The organism is Microbacterium oxydans, assembly GCF_006540085.1.
In the GTDB taxonomy this organism is placed as follows: Bacteria; Actinomycetota; Actinomycetes; order Actinomycetales; family Microbacteriaceae; genus Microbacterium; species Microbacterium oxydans.
Genome location: NZ_BJOG01000004.1, coordinates 100,765 through 114,559, shown reverse-complemented (window position 1 = coordinate 114,559; position 13,795 = coordinate 100,765). Strand labels below are relative to the sequence as shown.

The 13,795-nt window shown below is 69.3% G+C and carries 13 protein-coding genes; 5 read left to right on the top strand and 8 right to left on the bottom strand.

Annotation, left to right across the window (positions count from 1 at the left end):
- Positions 1 to 57: 57 nt before the first annotated feature.
- Together ftsR and MOX01_RS08470 are read right to left on the bottom strand one after the other, a co-directional pair.
- Entirely contained in the window at positions 58 to 744 is a 687-nt protein-coding gene (gene ftsR / locus MOX01_RS08475) for a transcriptional regulator FtsR (RefSeq protein ID WP_046749340.1), read from the bottom strand.
- Positions 744 to 1,229, bottom strand: coding sequence for an FHA domain-containing protein (locus MOX01_RS08470; RefSeq protein WP_046749341.1), 486 nt, complete (start codon positions 1,227 to 1,229; stop codon positions 744 to 746). The genes ftsR and MOX01_RS08470 overlap by 1 nt, the downstream gene beginning before the upstream one ends.
- A 100-nt stretch (positions 1,230 to 1,329) precedes the next feature.
- Between MOX01_RS08470 and MOX01_RS08465 the strand changes: the two genes are divergently transcribed.
- Both MOX01_RS08465 and lpdA read left to right on the top strand, forming a co-directional pair.
- Positions 1,330 to 1,980, top strand: a complete 651-nt coding sequence (locus MOX01_RS08465) for a copper resistance CopC family protein (protein ID WP_141369262.1) — start codon at positions 1,330 to 1,332, stop codon at positions 1,978 to 1,980.
- Between the two features lie 9 nt (positions 1,981 to 1,989).
- Positions 1,990 to 3,387: a dihydrolipoyl dehydrogenase gene (lpdA, locus tag MOX01_RS08460; protein WP_046749343.1), complete on the top strand. Its 1,398-nt coding sequence runs from the start codon at positions 1,990 to 1,992 to the stop codon at positions 3,385 to 3,387.
- A gap of 67 nt (positions 3,388 to 3,454) precedes the next feature.
- Here the strand turns inward: lpdA and MOX01_RS08455 are convergent, their stop codons facing one another.
- The 6 genes from MOX01_RS08455 to MOX01_RS08430 all read right to left on the bottom strand — a co-directional run bounded on the left by MOX01_RS08455 (position 3,455) and on the right by MOX01_RS08430 (position 7,856).
- Positions 3,455 to 4,573: an FAD-dependent oxidoreductase gene (locus MOX01_RS08455; protein ID WP_141369260.1), complete on the bottom strand. Its 1,119-nt coding sequence runs from the start codon at positions 4,571 to 4,573 to the stop codon at positions 3,455 to 3,457.
- Positions 4,560 to 5,297 carry a methyltransferase domain-containing protein gene (locus MOX01_RS08450; protein ID WP_141369258.1) on the bottom strand — a complete coding sequence of 246 codons (738 nt, stop codon included), beginning with the start codon at positions 5,295 to 5,297 and terminating at the stop codon, positions 4,560 to 4,562. The genes MOX01_RS08455 and MOX01_RS08450 overlap by 14 nt, the downstream gene beginning before the upstream one ends.
- A complete protein-coding gene (locus MOX01_RS08445; RefSeq protein WP_046749346.1) occupies positions 5,294 to 6,454 on the bottom strand; it encodes a type III polyketide synthase in 1,161 nt (386 codons plus the stop codon). The genes MOX01_RS08450 and MOX01_RS08445 overlap by 4 nt, the downstream gene beginning before the upstream one ends.
- A gap of 62 nt (positions 6,455 to 6,516) precedes the next feature.
- A complete protein-coding gene (locus MOX01_RS08440) occupies positions 6,517 to 7,131 on the bottom strand; it encodes a CYTH domain-containing protein (RefSeq protein WP_141369256.1) in 615 nt (204 codons plus the stop codon).
- On the bottom strand, positions 7,124 to 7,336 hold the full coding sequence (locus MOX01_RS08435; RefSeq protein WP_046749348.1) for a hypothetical protein: 213 nt from the start codon (positions 7,334 to 7,336) through the stop codon (positions 7,124 to 7,126). The genes MOX01_RS08440 and MOX01_RS08435 overlap by 8 nt, the downstream gene beginning before the upstream one ends.
- Positions 7,337 to 7,385: 49 nt before the next feature.
- Positions 7,386 to 7,856 carry a prepilin peptidase gene (locus MOX01_RS08430; RefSeq protein ID WP_127012057.1) on the bottom strand — a complete coding sequence of 157 codons (471 nt, stop codon included), beginning with the start codon at positions 7,854 to 7,856 and terminating at the stop codon, positions 7,386 to 7,388.
- 127 nt (positions 7,857 to 7,983) lie between these two features.
- Here MOX01_RS08430 and imuA' point away from each other — a divergent pair, with 127 nt between their 5' ends.
- The 3 genes from imuA' to MOX01_RS08415 are packed head-to-tail and all read left to right on the top strand — an operon-like array spanning position 7,984 to position 13,783.
- Positions 7,984 to 8,790, top strand: a complete 807-nt coding sequence (gene imuA' / locus MOX01_RS08425; protein ID WP_141369254.1) for a DnaE2-dependent mutagenesis accessory factor ImuA' — start codon at positions 7,984 to 7,986, stop codon at positions 8,788 to 8,790.
- The gene (locus MOX01_RS08420) at positions 8,787 to 10,325 is read left to right on the top strand and encodes a DNA polymerase Y family protein (protein ID WP_061018618.1); all 1,539 of its coding nucleotides are present in this window, start codon (positions 8,787 to 8,789) and stop codon (positions 10,323 to 10,325) included. The genes imuA' and MOX01_RS08420 overlap by 4 nt, the downstream gene beginning before the upstream one ends.
- Positions 10,325 to 13,783 carry an error-prone DNA polymerase gene (locus tag MOX01_RS08415; protein ID WP_141369252.1) on the top strand — a complete coding sequence of 1,153 codons (3,459 nt, stop codon included), beginning with the start codon at positions 10,325 to 10,327 and terminating at the stop codon, positions 13,781 to 13,783. The genes MOX01_RS08420 and MOX01_RS08415 overlap by 1 nt, the downstream gene beginning before the upstream one ends.
- The last annotated feature ends 12 nt before the right edge of the window (positions 13,784 to 13,795 follow it).

The window sequence follows — 13,795 nt, the reverse complement described above, 5'->3', positions numbered from 1 at the left end:
GCCAGGGCACCGGCAATCACATCCGTGTGGCCGCGAAGGTGTGTCGCAATCAGTTCGTTACGAAAGCACGCGCGAGAGCGCATCCTTGACGAAGAGCGATCGCACCTCATCGATGCGCGAGGCCAGTTCGGGGGCGAGTTCGCTGGCCTTCGCCCGTGACGCGGCGTCGGTCCGGCGCAGCAGCGCGGACATGGCGGATTCGATCAGGGCGACCTCACGTTCGGCGCCCTGACGCAGCGAGCGCAGGTGCCGTGGCTCGATGCCGTGGCGGTCGAGCGCGACCAGGCCGCGCAGCAGCGTCACGGTCGCCTCGGGATAGCTCTCCTGCGCGGTGATGACCCCTGTGCTGATCGCGTCGTTGAGAAGCTGCGGTCCCGCTCCCGCCGCGGCGAGGAGTTCGTCTCGGCGATAGCGACGGGGCGACGGGGCGATCGACGGCGGTGGCAGCAGCGGAGTCGAGTCCCCGGCGGCATCGGCCTCATCGAGTTGCTCGCGGATCACGCTCAACGGAAGGTAGTGATCGCGCTGCAGGGTGAGCCCGAGACGGAGACGCTCGATGTCGGACGCCGAGAACTTCCGGTAGCCGGAGTCCGTGCGAGAAGGACTGACGATGCCCTGCACCTCGAGGAACCGCAGTTTGCTGGAGGTCAGGTCGGGAAACTCCGGGGTGAGCCTCGCGAGCACCTGACCGATACTCAGCAGGCCCGCGGACGCAGAGCGTTCGCGGGCGGGAGAGGCCGCCATCAGGCGTTCGCCGCCTGGCGGTCCTGCGGGGAGGCGAAGAAGTTCAGACGGAACTTGCCGACGCGGAGTTCGGAGCCGTCAGCCAGAGTGCTGCGGTCGACGCGCTCACCGTTGACATAGGTGCCGTTGAGCGAGCGCTGGTCGATGATCTCGAACGTCGATCCCGTGCGGGTGATCTCCGCATGCCGACGGGAGACGGTCACATCGTCGAAGAAGATGTCGGCCTCGGGGTGGCGACCCACGGTCGTCACATCGGTGTCGAGGAGGTACCGTGCCCCGGCGAGAGCGCCGGAACGGACCAGCAGAAGAGCCGATCCTGCAGGCAGCGCGGCGATGGCCGTCTGCTCGACGTCGGTGAGCTCCACACCGAACGGCACGAAGGACAGATCGGAATCGTGTCCGAACGTCTGCGTCACGTCGTGTCTCTGCTCACCGGAACGGTGGATCGCGGCTTCTCCGGCCGGTCGGCTGTCGCTGTCAGTCACTGTGCCCTCCTGGTTGTCCAGACTAACGGATGCCGAGGGGCTCGCGGGAGGGCGCATCCACACTCAGCCGTCCCATACCGAGGATTCATAGGCTGTACTCGTGAAGACCAAAGCTCTGAGCCGCTCGGCCGCACCGATCGCCCTCGCCGCGACCCTGCTCGCCGCCCTCCTCGTGTTCCTCTCCCCGCTATCGGCCTCGGCGCACGACGCGCTCGTCTCGTCGTCACCGGCAGCCGACGAGTCGGTCGAGACGGTCCCCGACACGCTGACCCTCACCTTCAGCGCGAAGCTGATCGGCGGCGAGGGCGCGACCGAGGTCGTCGTGACCGACCCCGCGGGGAACCCGATCACGGACGGGCCGGCGACGGTCGACGGTGCGATCGTCACGCAGCCCCTGCAGGGCGCGGGACCGGCCGGTGCCTATCACGTGATCTGGAAGGTCGTGTCGAGCGACGGGCACCCCACCTCCGGCGAGTACTCCTTCACCGTGACCGTGGGGGACGAAGGAGCCGCCACGGAGGAGCCCAGCGCCGCACCGACGACGGCCGCGCCGACCGCGGAGCAGACGGCATCCCCCGAGGTGACGAGCACGCCGACCGCGAACGCGGATGACGAGGCGGGTGGATCGGCGGCGATCTGGATCGTCGCGATCCTCGCTGTGCTCGTGGTCGCCGGCGTGGTCGTCTGGATCGTCATGAGCCGCCGCCGAGGCGCGGCCGCGACCGATTCCGACACCCCCTCGGAGCGATAGGCTTAAGGCATGCCACACTACGACGTCGTCATCCTTGGTGCAGGTCCTGGCGGATACGTCGCTGCGGTTCGCAGCGCGCAGCTCGGTCTCTCCACCGCCATCATCGAGGAGAAGTACTGGGGTGGTGTCTGCCTCAACGTCGGCTGCATCCCCTCCAAGGCGCTCCTGAAGAACGCGGAGCTCGCGCACACCCTGAACCACAAGGCCGACTTCTTCGGGATCTCCGGCGAGTTCACGATCGACTTCGGCAAGGCGTTCGACCGCAGCCGGGAGGTCGCGGAGGGTCGCGTCAAGGGCATCCACTTCCTGATGAAGAAGAACAAGGTGACCGAGTACAACGGTCGCGGCACCTTCACCGGCCCCAAGGCGATCTCGGTCGCCAAGGCCGACGGCTCCACCGAAGAGGTCACGTTCGACAACGTGATCATCGCCACCGGCTCCAAGGTGCGTCTGCTCCCCGGTGTCACGCTCAGCGAGAACGTCGTCACCTACGAAGAGCAGATCATGACCCGGGACCTGCCCGAGTCGATCGTCATCGTCGGCGCCGGCGCCATCGGCATGGAGTTCGCCTACGTCCTGACGAACTACGGCGTCAAGGTGACCATCATCGAGTTCCTCGACCGCGCACTCCCCAACGAGGATGCGGACGTGTCGAAGGAGATCACGAAGCAGTACAAGAACTACGGCGTCGACATCCTCACCTCGACCAAGGTCGAGTCGGTCGTCGACAACGGCTCGTCCGTCACCGTCACCTACACCGGCAAGGACGGACAGCAGTCGTCGATCGAGGCCGGCAAGGTTCTCATGTCGGTCGGGTTCGCCCCGAACATCGAGGGCTTCGGCCTGGAGAAGACCGGCGTGAAGCTGACCGAGCGCGGCGCGATCGACATCGACGACCACATGCGCACCAATGTGGAGGGCATCTACGCGATCGGCGATGTGACCGCCAAGCTGCAGCTCGCCCACGTGGCCGAGGCCCAGGGTGTGGTCGCGGCCGAGACCATCGGCGGCGCCGAGACCCAGACGCTGGGCGACTACCGCATGATGCCGCGTGCGACGTTCTGCTCCCCGCAGGTCGCCTCGTTCGGCCTCACCGAGCAGCAGGCCAAGGACGAGGGACGCGAGATCAAGGTCGCGACCTTCCCGTTCATGGCGAACGGCAAGGCACACGGCCTCGGCGAGCCGGTCGGCTTCGTCAAGCTGATCGCCGACGCCGAGCACCTCGAGCTCATCGGCGCGCACATGATCGGCCCCGATGTGTCGGAGCTCCTCCCCGAGCTGACGCTCGCACAGAAGTGGGACCTCACGGCTCTCGAGCTGGCCCGCAACGTGCACACGCACCCGACGCTGTCGGAGGCGCTGCAGGAGGGCTTCCACGGCCTCGCAGGCCACATGATCAACTTCTGATCGAGACTCCGCAGAAGGCCCGGTCCGCGCACAGCGGACCCGGGCCTTCTGCATCCCGGAGCCGGCGTCAGATCCCGCGCATCGTGAGCAGACCCGTCGTCCAGCCCCGCAACGGCGCCGAACCGAGGGCGCGCATCACCAGCTCCCTGCCCTGCACGACCGCAGCCGGCGCCGGCGCGCCCATCGACATATAGAACCTCGAGCGTCGTCCGGCCATGGCGGCAGCCCGGCGCACGCGATGGTCGTAGGCGGCGAGGTCGGGAACCCGTGTCGGGAGGGAACGGACGAGCTGCTCGGCGAGGCGCACGGCGTCGGCCCACCCCAGGTTCATCCCCTGCCCTCCGATCGGGCTGACCTCGTGCGCGGCATCACCCAGGAGCACGGCCCTCCCCCGATGCACCCGTGTGGCCATGTGCTGCGCGGCGACGAACGACGCCGGTTGCGCGCCCACCGGGAGCTCGAGGTCGATCCCGGTGCGCTGCCGGACGGCCGTGCGGAAGCCCGCTGCGGAACCGACCCCCTCGTCCCCCTCCCTCACCACCCATCGGCGCCGCCCAGCCGGCAGCGGGAAGCACTCGACGAGTCCATCCGGCTCGCAGTGCAGGATCGCGCGGTCACCCGGAGTCTCGTCGTGCACGTCGAGCATCGAATACGACCCGCACCCCGGCCGAGGACGCCAGCCGATCCGCAGGTCACCGCGCAGTCGGCTCCGCACCCCGTCGGCGACCACCACCATCGATGCGGTGACCTCGCGTGATCCTTCGATCGTCTCCGTCGCGACGACGACCTCGTCATTGGTCTGGCGCACCTCGCGCACCTCGCAGCCGACGACCAGAGCGTCGGGAGCGAGCGCGCGCAGACGGGCGCGCAGCACCGCATCCGTGTGAGGTTGCGGAAGCACCAGGACCGGGCGGTCGCGGTCGAAGGTCAGCGTCGCCAGAGTCCGCCGACGGCTACGCACCTCGCCGCCCGCGAGTCGCAGCGCGTCCGCCCGCACCTCGCCGCCGACCCCTGCCGCGTCCAGGGCATCCAGGCCGGGACGGTGGATGCCGATGGCTCTGGTCCGGTCGTCGGTCCCCGTCCGCCGCTCGCAGATCGTCACCCGCAGCCCCTCCTGCGCCAACAGACAGGCCAGCAGCAGACCGACAGGACCCGCACCGACGATCAGGACGTCATGTTCGGGCATGCGCTCCCACCCACCGCAGCTCCAGTCGAGAGGGCACGCTGCCGCGGACGACCCATCCGGGAGGAGCGATCGCCCTGAGCTCGGCCGTCGTGTACGAGCGGCGGATGCTGATGAGACCGTCCTCACGGATGAACGAGTCCGCGAGGAGGGTGCTCGAGATCGTCCAGGTGGCCGCGGAGAACAGCGCATGAGCGGTGCGGCTCCGGGCGATGTCACGGTGCGAGACCATCCCGCCGGGAGCGACGAGCCGCACGGAGTCGTCGAGCACCGTCCGCAGCTCGGCATCGTCGAGATGATGCAGCACGTGATTGGACAGCACCATGTCGTAGATCTCTCCCGCAGCCACCAGCTCGGTCGTGAGGGCACGACGGTAGCGGATGCCCGCGCCGCGATCGTGCGCCGATGCCCAGCGGATCGCCCGCACGTCGGCGTCGAGCGCGGTGACCTCTGCATCGAAGCCGTCCCGACGCAGTCTCCAGGCGAGCAGCCGACAGAGATCTCCCCCACCCGCACCGACGTCGAGGATACGCAAGGCGCGCGACTGCTCCCTGGCGTGCGCGGCCCGTGGCCGGACGTCACGCCGGTAGAGGCTACCCGGGCGGGAGACCAGAGCGTTCACGAACCCGAACCGCCCATAGGTCCGGGCCAGCATCCGCGCATCGGCGTCCGGGTCGTCCATCAACTCGCGGGTGTCGACGTCCCGCGTCGTGAGAGGCCGGGTCATGAACGAGGCGGTGCCACGACGGTCATCAGCGCGCTCTCGGCGGTCAGCCCCGGCCCGAAAGCCATCGCGGAGACGCGGTCACCGGCACGGGCACCCTCCTCCTCGAGGATCCGTTTCAGGATGAACAGCACGGTCGCGCTGGACATGTTGCCGTTGTTCCGTAGCACCTCCCTGGCCGGGTGCAGTTGAGCGTCGCTGAGGTTCAGCCGCTCCTGCACCTTGTCGAGGATGCTGCGTCCGCCCGGATGGATGGCCCAATGCTGCACGGCTTCCCCCACGCCGCCGCCTTCGAAGGCCTGCCCGAGGTCCTCTTCCGGACTGTACAGCGGCCGGAGCGCACCGATGATGGTCTCGCCGATGATCTGCGGGACGGCCGTGGAGAGGATCATCTCGAAACCGGTGTCTCCGATCGTCCAGGCCATGTCCTTCTCGCCTTCCGGCGCGATCGCGGTGTGGAAGCGATCCAGGCGCAGTGCGGGAACCGGGGAGGGGAGGTCGCGTGCCGTGACGATTCCGGCGGCCGCACCGTCGGCGAACAGCGAAGACGCGACGATCGTGTCGGGGTTCTCCGAGGTGCGAAGGTGAAGGGTGCACAGTTCGACGCTCACGACCAGGACGACCGCGTTCTCGTCCGCGGCGCAGAACTGACTCGCGGCCCGGAGCGCCGGCATCGACGCATAGCAGCCCATGAATCCGAAGTGGAAGCGCTGCACGGCATCGGAGAGGCCGAGCGCGCGCACGATCTCGTACTCGGGACCAGGGGCGTGGAACCCGGTGCAGGAGACCGTGATGACGTGTGTCACATCGGCGGGGCGGAGGTCGGGGTCGGCGTCGATCGCCCGCCGCGCGGCCTCGACGAAGAGCACGGTGGCCTCACGGGTGTAGAAGTCGTTGCGCGCTTTCGTGCCCGGAGCGAGCAGCATGCCCGTTCGGCGGTCGAAGAAGACGGGGTCGGTGACGTCCGAATCGGGTGACAGCTCATCGATCACCGTGTGGCGGGTGTCGATGCCCGAGACGTTGAACGAGGTCGTGACGATCCGTTGCGCGAGTCTTCCCAGGTCGGGCTGCTGTGCGAAAACGTCACGCACCTGCTCCTGCACGAGAACGGTGTCGGGGACGATCGTCTGCAGCGATCGAAGCACAGGCGTTCGGCTCATGGTGTCACTCAAGCACTGCGCACCGCTCGGGGGGAAGGGGTTGCGCCCGAGCGCTGTCCGCCCTAGACGCCGAGAGCTCTGGCGAGCTTCGACCCCGACGCCGACTCCGTGCCTCCGGCAGCAGCCACCGCCTGCTCCACCGCGTCGAAGAACGCGGTGCGTCCCGCCTCATCGGAGGGCGCGGCGAGACCGAGTTCCATCTCCCACTCACGCCATTCGCGCGTCACGTTCCCGCGCAGATCGGTCGCTCGCACCCGATCGTCGACGAACTCGGCGACCACCCCGTGCGGGCCGCTGAGCAGATAGGCGGTGCGGTCGTTCTCGATCCGGGCGAGCGGGGTGAGCGGAGCTGTCGTCCATTCGGAGATGGTCTCGGCCACGGCGGGAGGGAGCGTGTCGCCCTCTCCCAGCGGCCAGCCGAGTTCGAGTCGACCGTCTCCCTGTCGCGGGCCCTTCACGTGCCAGCCCTCGTCGGGGCCGCCGGTGCGACGACGCAGCGCCACTCCGGCACGCGAGAGAGTGCCGTCAGCGGTGTCGAAGTACCGGGCGTCCAGGGCGCGGACCTCTCCGGTGCTGACCGCCTCGACGCCGGGGATCCTCTCCCACCGGGGCAACGGGGTCTCGAGGTCGACGTCGTACTTGCGCTCGACCTCGACCGTGCGGGACGGCTCAGTCATCCTCGAGGGTGAGGTCCTCGAGCGACTCCTCGAACCAGTAGTCGACCTCGGTGGGACCGTCGCCCTCTCCGGTGTTCTGCGGTTCGCCGCGGCGGTTGTACACCACCTGCGTCTCGCTGTAGGGGACGATCAGCTTGTCGTCCGCGTCGCCGAGGGGGATGATCTGCCCGTCGAGCGGGCCGCCGTGAAGTCGTGCGAGTGCCATGTGCTCAGGGTAGCCCCGTCGTCGCAGAATGCGGGCGAGGCGTGCGGGTTCAGCCGAAGGCGACTCCGAGCAGGGCGCCGGCGATCATCCAGGGCCCGAAGGCGATGCGGGTCGCTCCGTCGGCTCTGCGCAGCAGGATGAGCACCAGCGCATAGAGCGCGCCCAGCACGAATGCCGAGGCCGCCCCGATCATCAGCGCCTGCCAGCCGTGCCATCCCAGCACCAGGCCGATGACGGCGGCGAGCTTCACGTCTCCCCCGCCCATCCCCGCGCGGCTGACCATCCGCAGCACGGCATAGAAACCACCGAGGACCACAAGGCCGATAGCGGCGCGCACGGACGACGCCCACTGCCCTGCGGCGAGAGCATCGATCGACACGAGCACCAGGAGGACACCGAGCGTCGGCAGCACGATCCGATCGGGGAGACGGTGAGTGCGGGCGTCGATCACGATGAGCCAGCCTCCGACACCGATCAAGGCAGCATGCACGAGCGCGATGAGCGTGAGCCGGATGTCCATCCCGGCAGGTTAGGAGATCGAGGGAGCACTCTTCGACAGCCTGTGGACAACCCCCTGGCGGATGTCCGATGTACGAACTATCGTCGATCAGACGACTTGTTATATTAGAATATATCTTCGAGAAAGGATGCAGGTGATCGGGCTCGACGCAATCGCCTCGCTCTCCCCCACGGGCGACTCCCGTGCGGGAGAAGTGCTGCGGCTGCGTCGCGAGATCAGCCGGATGCAACGACGGCGCAGCGAACAGGCGCTGCTGCCCCTCGACCCTGCTTTCGCCTCACTCCTTCCGGAAGGGGGACTGCAGACCGGCACCTCCTACTCCGTGTCCCCTTCGCCGAGCCTCGTCCTCGCGCTGCTCGGCGCCGCGTCGCAGAAGGGGCTGTGGTGCGCCGTGGTCGGCATGCCGACCCTCGGCGCGGAAGCCGCAGCCGCATTCGGCATCGACCTCGCCCGCCTGATCCTCGTACCGACGCCGGGAGATCGCTGGCTCGCCGCGACATCCGCTCTGGCCGAGGTCGTGCCCCTGATCGTCGTCTCCCCCGGCTCACGCGCACGAGACGCCGATGTCGCCCGGTTGAGCGCTCGTCTGCGCGATCGCGGTTGCACACTCCTCGTCACCGAGACACCGGGGGCGGAGCGCTGGCCACAGAGCGAAGGAACCATACGCCTGCATGACCCGCACTGGCACGGACTCGGCGCCGGATGGGGACTGCTCTCGGACTGCACGGTCACGGTGACCGCCCGGACACGGCACAGCCCTCGTCCGTCGAGCGTGCGCGTGCAGCTGCCAGGAGGACATGGTGCGGTCGAGACCGTCGGAGCCGAGCTCACCGCGCTGCCGGCGCTCGCTCCGGAGACCGCTTTCGTTCCGGAGACCGCCATATCGAGCGGATCCCCGCCACCTGAGCTCCTGCGATGGGCGGAAGCCGGATGAACAGCCCGCTCCGTGTGCTGGTGCTGTGGTTCCCCGATTGGCCGATGCGGGCGGCGCTCGGCATCGCTCCCCCGCACCCGCCCACCGCCCTGGTGCAGGCGAACACGATCGTCGCCTGCACCGCGTCCGCCAGGGAGCACGGTGTGCGCACCGGTCAGCGCCGCAGGATCGCGCAGGGGCACCTCGCCTCTTTGCGCGTGCTCTCCCACGACCCCGACCGCGACGAGCGGGCCTTCCTGCCGGTGCTGCACCTGATCGAGAAGCATGCGCCAGGGGTCACGCTGCTGCGACCGGGACTCGCGATCCTCCGCGCCAGAGGCATCTCCCGCTATCACGGAGGAGAGGCGGAAGCCGCCGAAGCCCTCACCGCCGTCCTGGCCGATGCAGGGTTCCCCGAGGTGCGGGTCGGCGTCGCCGACGGCCCGTTCACGGCTGAGATCGCGGCGCGCGGCACCGCACCATGCACAGTGGTGCCGCCGGGGGCGTCCGGAGAGTTCCTGGCACCGTATCCCGTCCAGGTGCTGCGCGACGAGCAGATCGCCGGACTCCTCGTCAGGCTCGGCGTGCGCACGCTCGGTGAATTCGCATCCCTCACCGCGCTCGACGTGCGCGACCGTTTCGGCGAGCACGGCGCCCGCTTGCACGCCCTCGCCGCCGGTGCCGACTCCCGTCCGCTGACGCCGCGCCCGCCCGATCCGGAGCTGGTGCGGGCCATCGAGTTCGACTCCCCGCTGGGGGGAACGGACCAGGTGGCCTTCGCGGTGCGTCAGACGGCGGACGCGGTGATGCTCGCTCTGGGCGACGCCTCCCTCGTCTGCACGGAGGTGCGGATCGATCTGACCGACGACAACGGCGCCGTCTTCTCCCGGTCCTGGCTGCATCCGACCTGTTTCGACGCCTCCGACCTCGTCGACCGGGTGCGCTGGCAGCTGGAATCCCTGGCCGCGCAGTCCGCGAAGGAGCCGGTCGACGAGGCGCGGGCGTTCGGCGGCATCGTGGCGGTGCGGATCGTTCCCGCGGCCGTGGACGATGCCGCGCACCACCAGCCGGGGCTCTTCGGCTCCGGCACGGATGAACGTCTGCACCATGCGGTCTCGCGCGTGCAGACCATGCTGGGCCATCAGGGTGTGGTCACCGCCGCCGTCGCCGGTGGTCGCTGGCTCGCGGATCGCCAGGTGCTCACCCCGTGGGGAGAGCGCACCGTCCCGCCCCGCGACCCCGGCTCCCCGTGGCCGGGGAGCCTTCCCGACCCCCTGCCGGCCGAGGTCTTCCGACCGCCGAGACCCATCGGCGTGTTCGCTGCGGACGAGAGCACCATCAGCGTCGATGAGCGGGGTTCGCTCTCGAACGACCCCGCCCGCATCGACGGATCCGCCGTGCAGGCCTGGGCAGGACCCTGGCCCGTGCACGAACGACGCTGGGCGCCAGGGGGCGGGAAGCGGGGACACCGGCTCCAGATCGTCGACGACGACGACCGTGCGTGGTTGGTGTTCTGCACCGGCGAGCGCTGGTGGGCCGAGGGGAGGTACCGCTGATGGGCTGGCACAATCCGCCGCTGTCCTGGAACGATCTGGAGCGCACCCTCAGCGGCGAGGAGTCGCGCCCCCCGGTCGCCGAGCCCCGAGGGCAGCGGACGGATCCGGGACCGGTGAGCCGCCGACGCAAGCGCACTCCCCCCGTCGCCGTCCCCCGCCCCGCGGACGCGGTCCCCTACGCCGAGCTGCACGCTCATTCGTCGTACTCGTTCCTCGACGGGGCGTCGTCCCCCGAAGACCTCCTCGCCGAGGCCGAGCGACTCGGCCTGACCGCTCTCGCCCTCACCGACCACGACGGCTTCTACGGAGCCGCGCGCTTCGCCGAGGTGGCCGATCTCATGGAGAGCCCGCTGCAGACGGTGTTCGGGGCAGAGCTGTCGCTCGACCTGCCGGCGCCGCAACGGGGTTCCGCGGATCCCGCAGGCGAGCACCTGCTGGTCCTCGCCCGAGGCATGGAGGGATACCACCGACTCTCGGGGGCGATCACTTCTGCGCAGCTGCGGGGAGGTGAGAAGGGGCGCCCGGTCTACGACCTGGACGATCTCGTGGCACGCGCGGACGGGCACTGGACGATCCTGACCGGATGTCGGAAGGGCGCCGTGCGTCGCGGACTCGAAGCGGGGGACGCGGGCACGCCGCTGGGGTCGCTCGTCGACCTGTTCGGAAGCGACAACGTCGTCGTCGAGCTCTTCGATCACGGCGACCCCCTCGACACTCGACGCAACGACGCTCTCGCCGACCTGGCGCGTCGGATGCGGCTGCCGGTGGTCGCGACCAACAACGTGCACTACGCCACACCGGCACAGGCGCCGCTCGCCGAGGCCGTGGCCGCGGTCCGCGCGGTGCGCAGCATGGACGAGCTCGACGGCTGGCTGCCCGCGCACGGAGGGGCGCATCTGCGCAGCGGTGCGGAGATGGCGGCGCGCTTCCAGCGGCACCCCGGGGCGATCTCGTACGGGCTCGAGCTGGCCGCGGCCTCGGCCTTCCCGCTTCGCCTGGCTCGACCGGCCCTGCCGCAGCAGAAGGTTCCGGAGGGGCACACTCCGATGACCTGGCTGCGTCACCTGGTGTGGGAGGCCGTGCCGTCGAAGTATCCACGACTGGACGATGACGGCCGGCACCGGATCGCCCGCGAGCTCGACGTGATCGAGGAGAAGGACTTCCCCGGGTACTTCCTGATCGTGCACGGCATCGTCGCGGAGGCCCGGAGGCGCGGCATCCTCTGCCAGGGCAGGGGGTCGGCTGCGGCGAGCGCGGTCTGCTACCTGCTGGGCATCACCGCGGTCGATCCGATCCTCTACCGTCTGCCCTTCGAGCGGTTCCTCGCGACCACGCGGACGGAGGAGCCGGACATCGACGTCGACTTCGACTCCGACCGCCGTGAGGAGATCATCCAGTGGGTGTACGAGGAGTACGGGAGGGAGCGGGCTGCCCAGGTGGCGAACGTCATCCAGTACCGCCCCAAGAATGCGGTGCGCGACATGGCCAGGGCTCTCGGCCACTCCCCGGGCCAGCAGGATGCCTGGTCCCGCCAGGTCGACGGCTGGGGAGCGGGACTGGAACCCGCAGAGGGGCACGACATCCCCGAGAACGTGCTCGCCTACGCCGGAGAGCTGCTGAAGGCGCCTCGACATCTCGGCATCCATTCCGGGGGCATGGTGCTCACCGCGCGCCCCGTCGGAGAGGTCGTCCCTGTGGAGCACGCCCGCATGGAGAACCGCACGATCATCCAGTGGGACAAGGACGATGCCGCCTTCATGGGGTTGGTGAAGTTCGATCTGCTGGGACTCGGGATGCTCGCCGCCCTCCAGCACTGCTTCGACCTGATCCGGGAGACCACGGGTGAGGAGTGGACGCTCGAGACGATCCCGAAGGAGGAGGCCGGCGTCTACGACATGCTCTGCCACGCGGACTCGATCGGCGTCTTCCAGGTGGAATCCCGTGCTCAGATAGGGCTGCTCCCCCGCCTGCAACCGCGGAGCTTCTACGACCTCGCCATCCAGATCGCCCTCATCCGGCCCGGCCCCATCCAGGGCGGGGCCGTGCACCCGTTCGTCCGGCGCAAGATGGCGAAGGACCGCGTCGACGAGGAGAACCGGGAACGGGTGTCTCGGGGAGAACCGCCGGTGGAGTTCACCATCCCCTACCCGCACAGCGATCTTGAGGACATCCTGAAGCGCACGCTGGGCATCCCGATCTTCCAGGAACAGCTCATCCAGATGGCCACCGCCGTGGGCGACTGCACAGCGGACGAAGCCGATCTGCTGCGCCGGGCCATGGGCTCCAAACGGGGCCTCGAGAGGATCGAGAAGGTCAGGGACAAGCTTTATGCGGGGATGGCGAGGCGCGGGCTCGTCGACGAGGCGGCGGATCGTATCTATGCGCAGATCCAGGCGTTCTCCAACTTCGGTTTCGCCGAATCGCACTCGCTGTCGTTCGCACTCCTCGTCTATGCCAGCTCCTGGTTGAAGCTGCACTACCCCGCCGCGTTCCTCGCGGGACTCCTGCGCTCGCAGCCCATGGGCTTCTACTCCGCCGCGACCCTGACCGCGGATGCCCGGCGGCACGGAGTGGAGGTGCGCCGCCCCGATCTGCATCTCTCCGGTGCGATGGAGCTGCTGGAGCCGCTCTCCTCGGACACCCCGAGAGGGCCGACCGGCCAGGATCCGTGCCTGAGCGTCCCTCAGCCGCCGGTCCTGCGCTTCGACAGGTCTGCCGCGGATGAATCCGCCGCGCACCGCAGAGACGGCGGGTCCGCTGTGCGGCTGGGACTCGGCGGCATCCGTGGGATCGGCATGGCGATGGCCGAGAAGATCGTCGCCGAGCGCGAAGCGAACGGCCTCTATCGGGACCTGAACGACCTGGTCAGACGCACGGATGCCACGTCCGCCCAGCTGGAGGCGCTCGCCACCGCCGGGGCCTTCGACTGTCTGGGCCTGGAACGCCGGGAGGCCATCTGGATGGCGGGAGCCGCCGCCGAGGATCGCTCCCGTTTCCTCCCCGGGACCACGGTCGCGGTGCAGCCGCCCCTGTTCGCCGATCAGAGCAGCTACGAGCGGCTCTCCGCCGACCTGTGGGCGACCGGGGTGTCGACCGACGACCATCCCCTGACGCACTTCCGGGAGGCTCTGCGCGCTCGCGGCGTGCTGACAGCGGTCGACCTGCAGAGGCACGAGGCGGGTCGACGCATCGAGGTCGCCGGGCTCGTCACCCATCGTCAACGACCGGCCACGGCTTCCGGGATCACCTTCGTGAACCTCGAGGATGAGAGCGGGCTGGTGAACGTCGTCTGCTCGGCCGGGGTCTGGAACCGCTACCGCCGCGTGGCCCGAGACTCACCGGCGCTCATCATCCGCGGCATCCTGGAACGATCGGCCGAGGGCGTGGTCAATGTGCTGGCCGATGGGTTCGAGGATCTGCGCACCGGTCTCACCCATCGCTCCAGAGACTTCCGGTGACGCTGCGCGCCG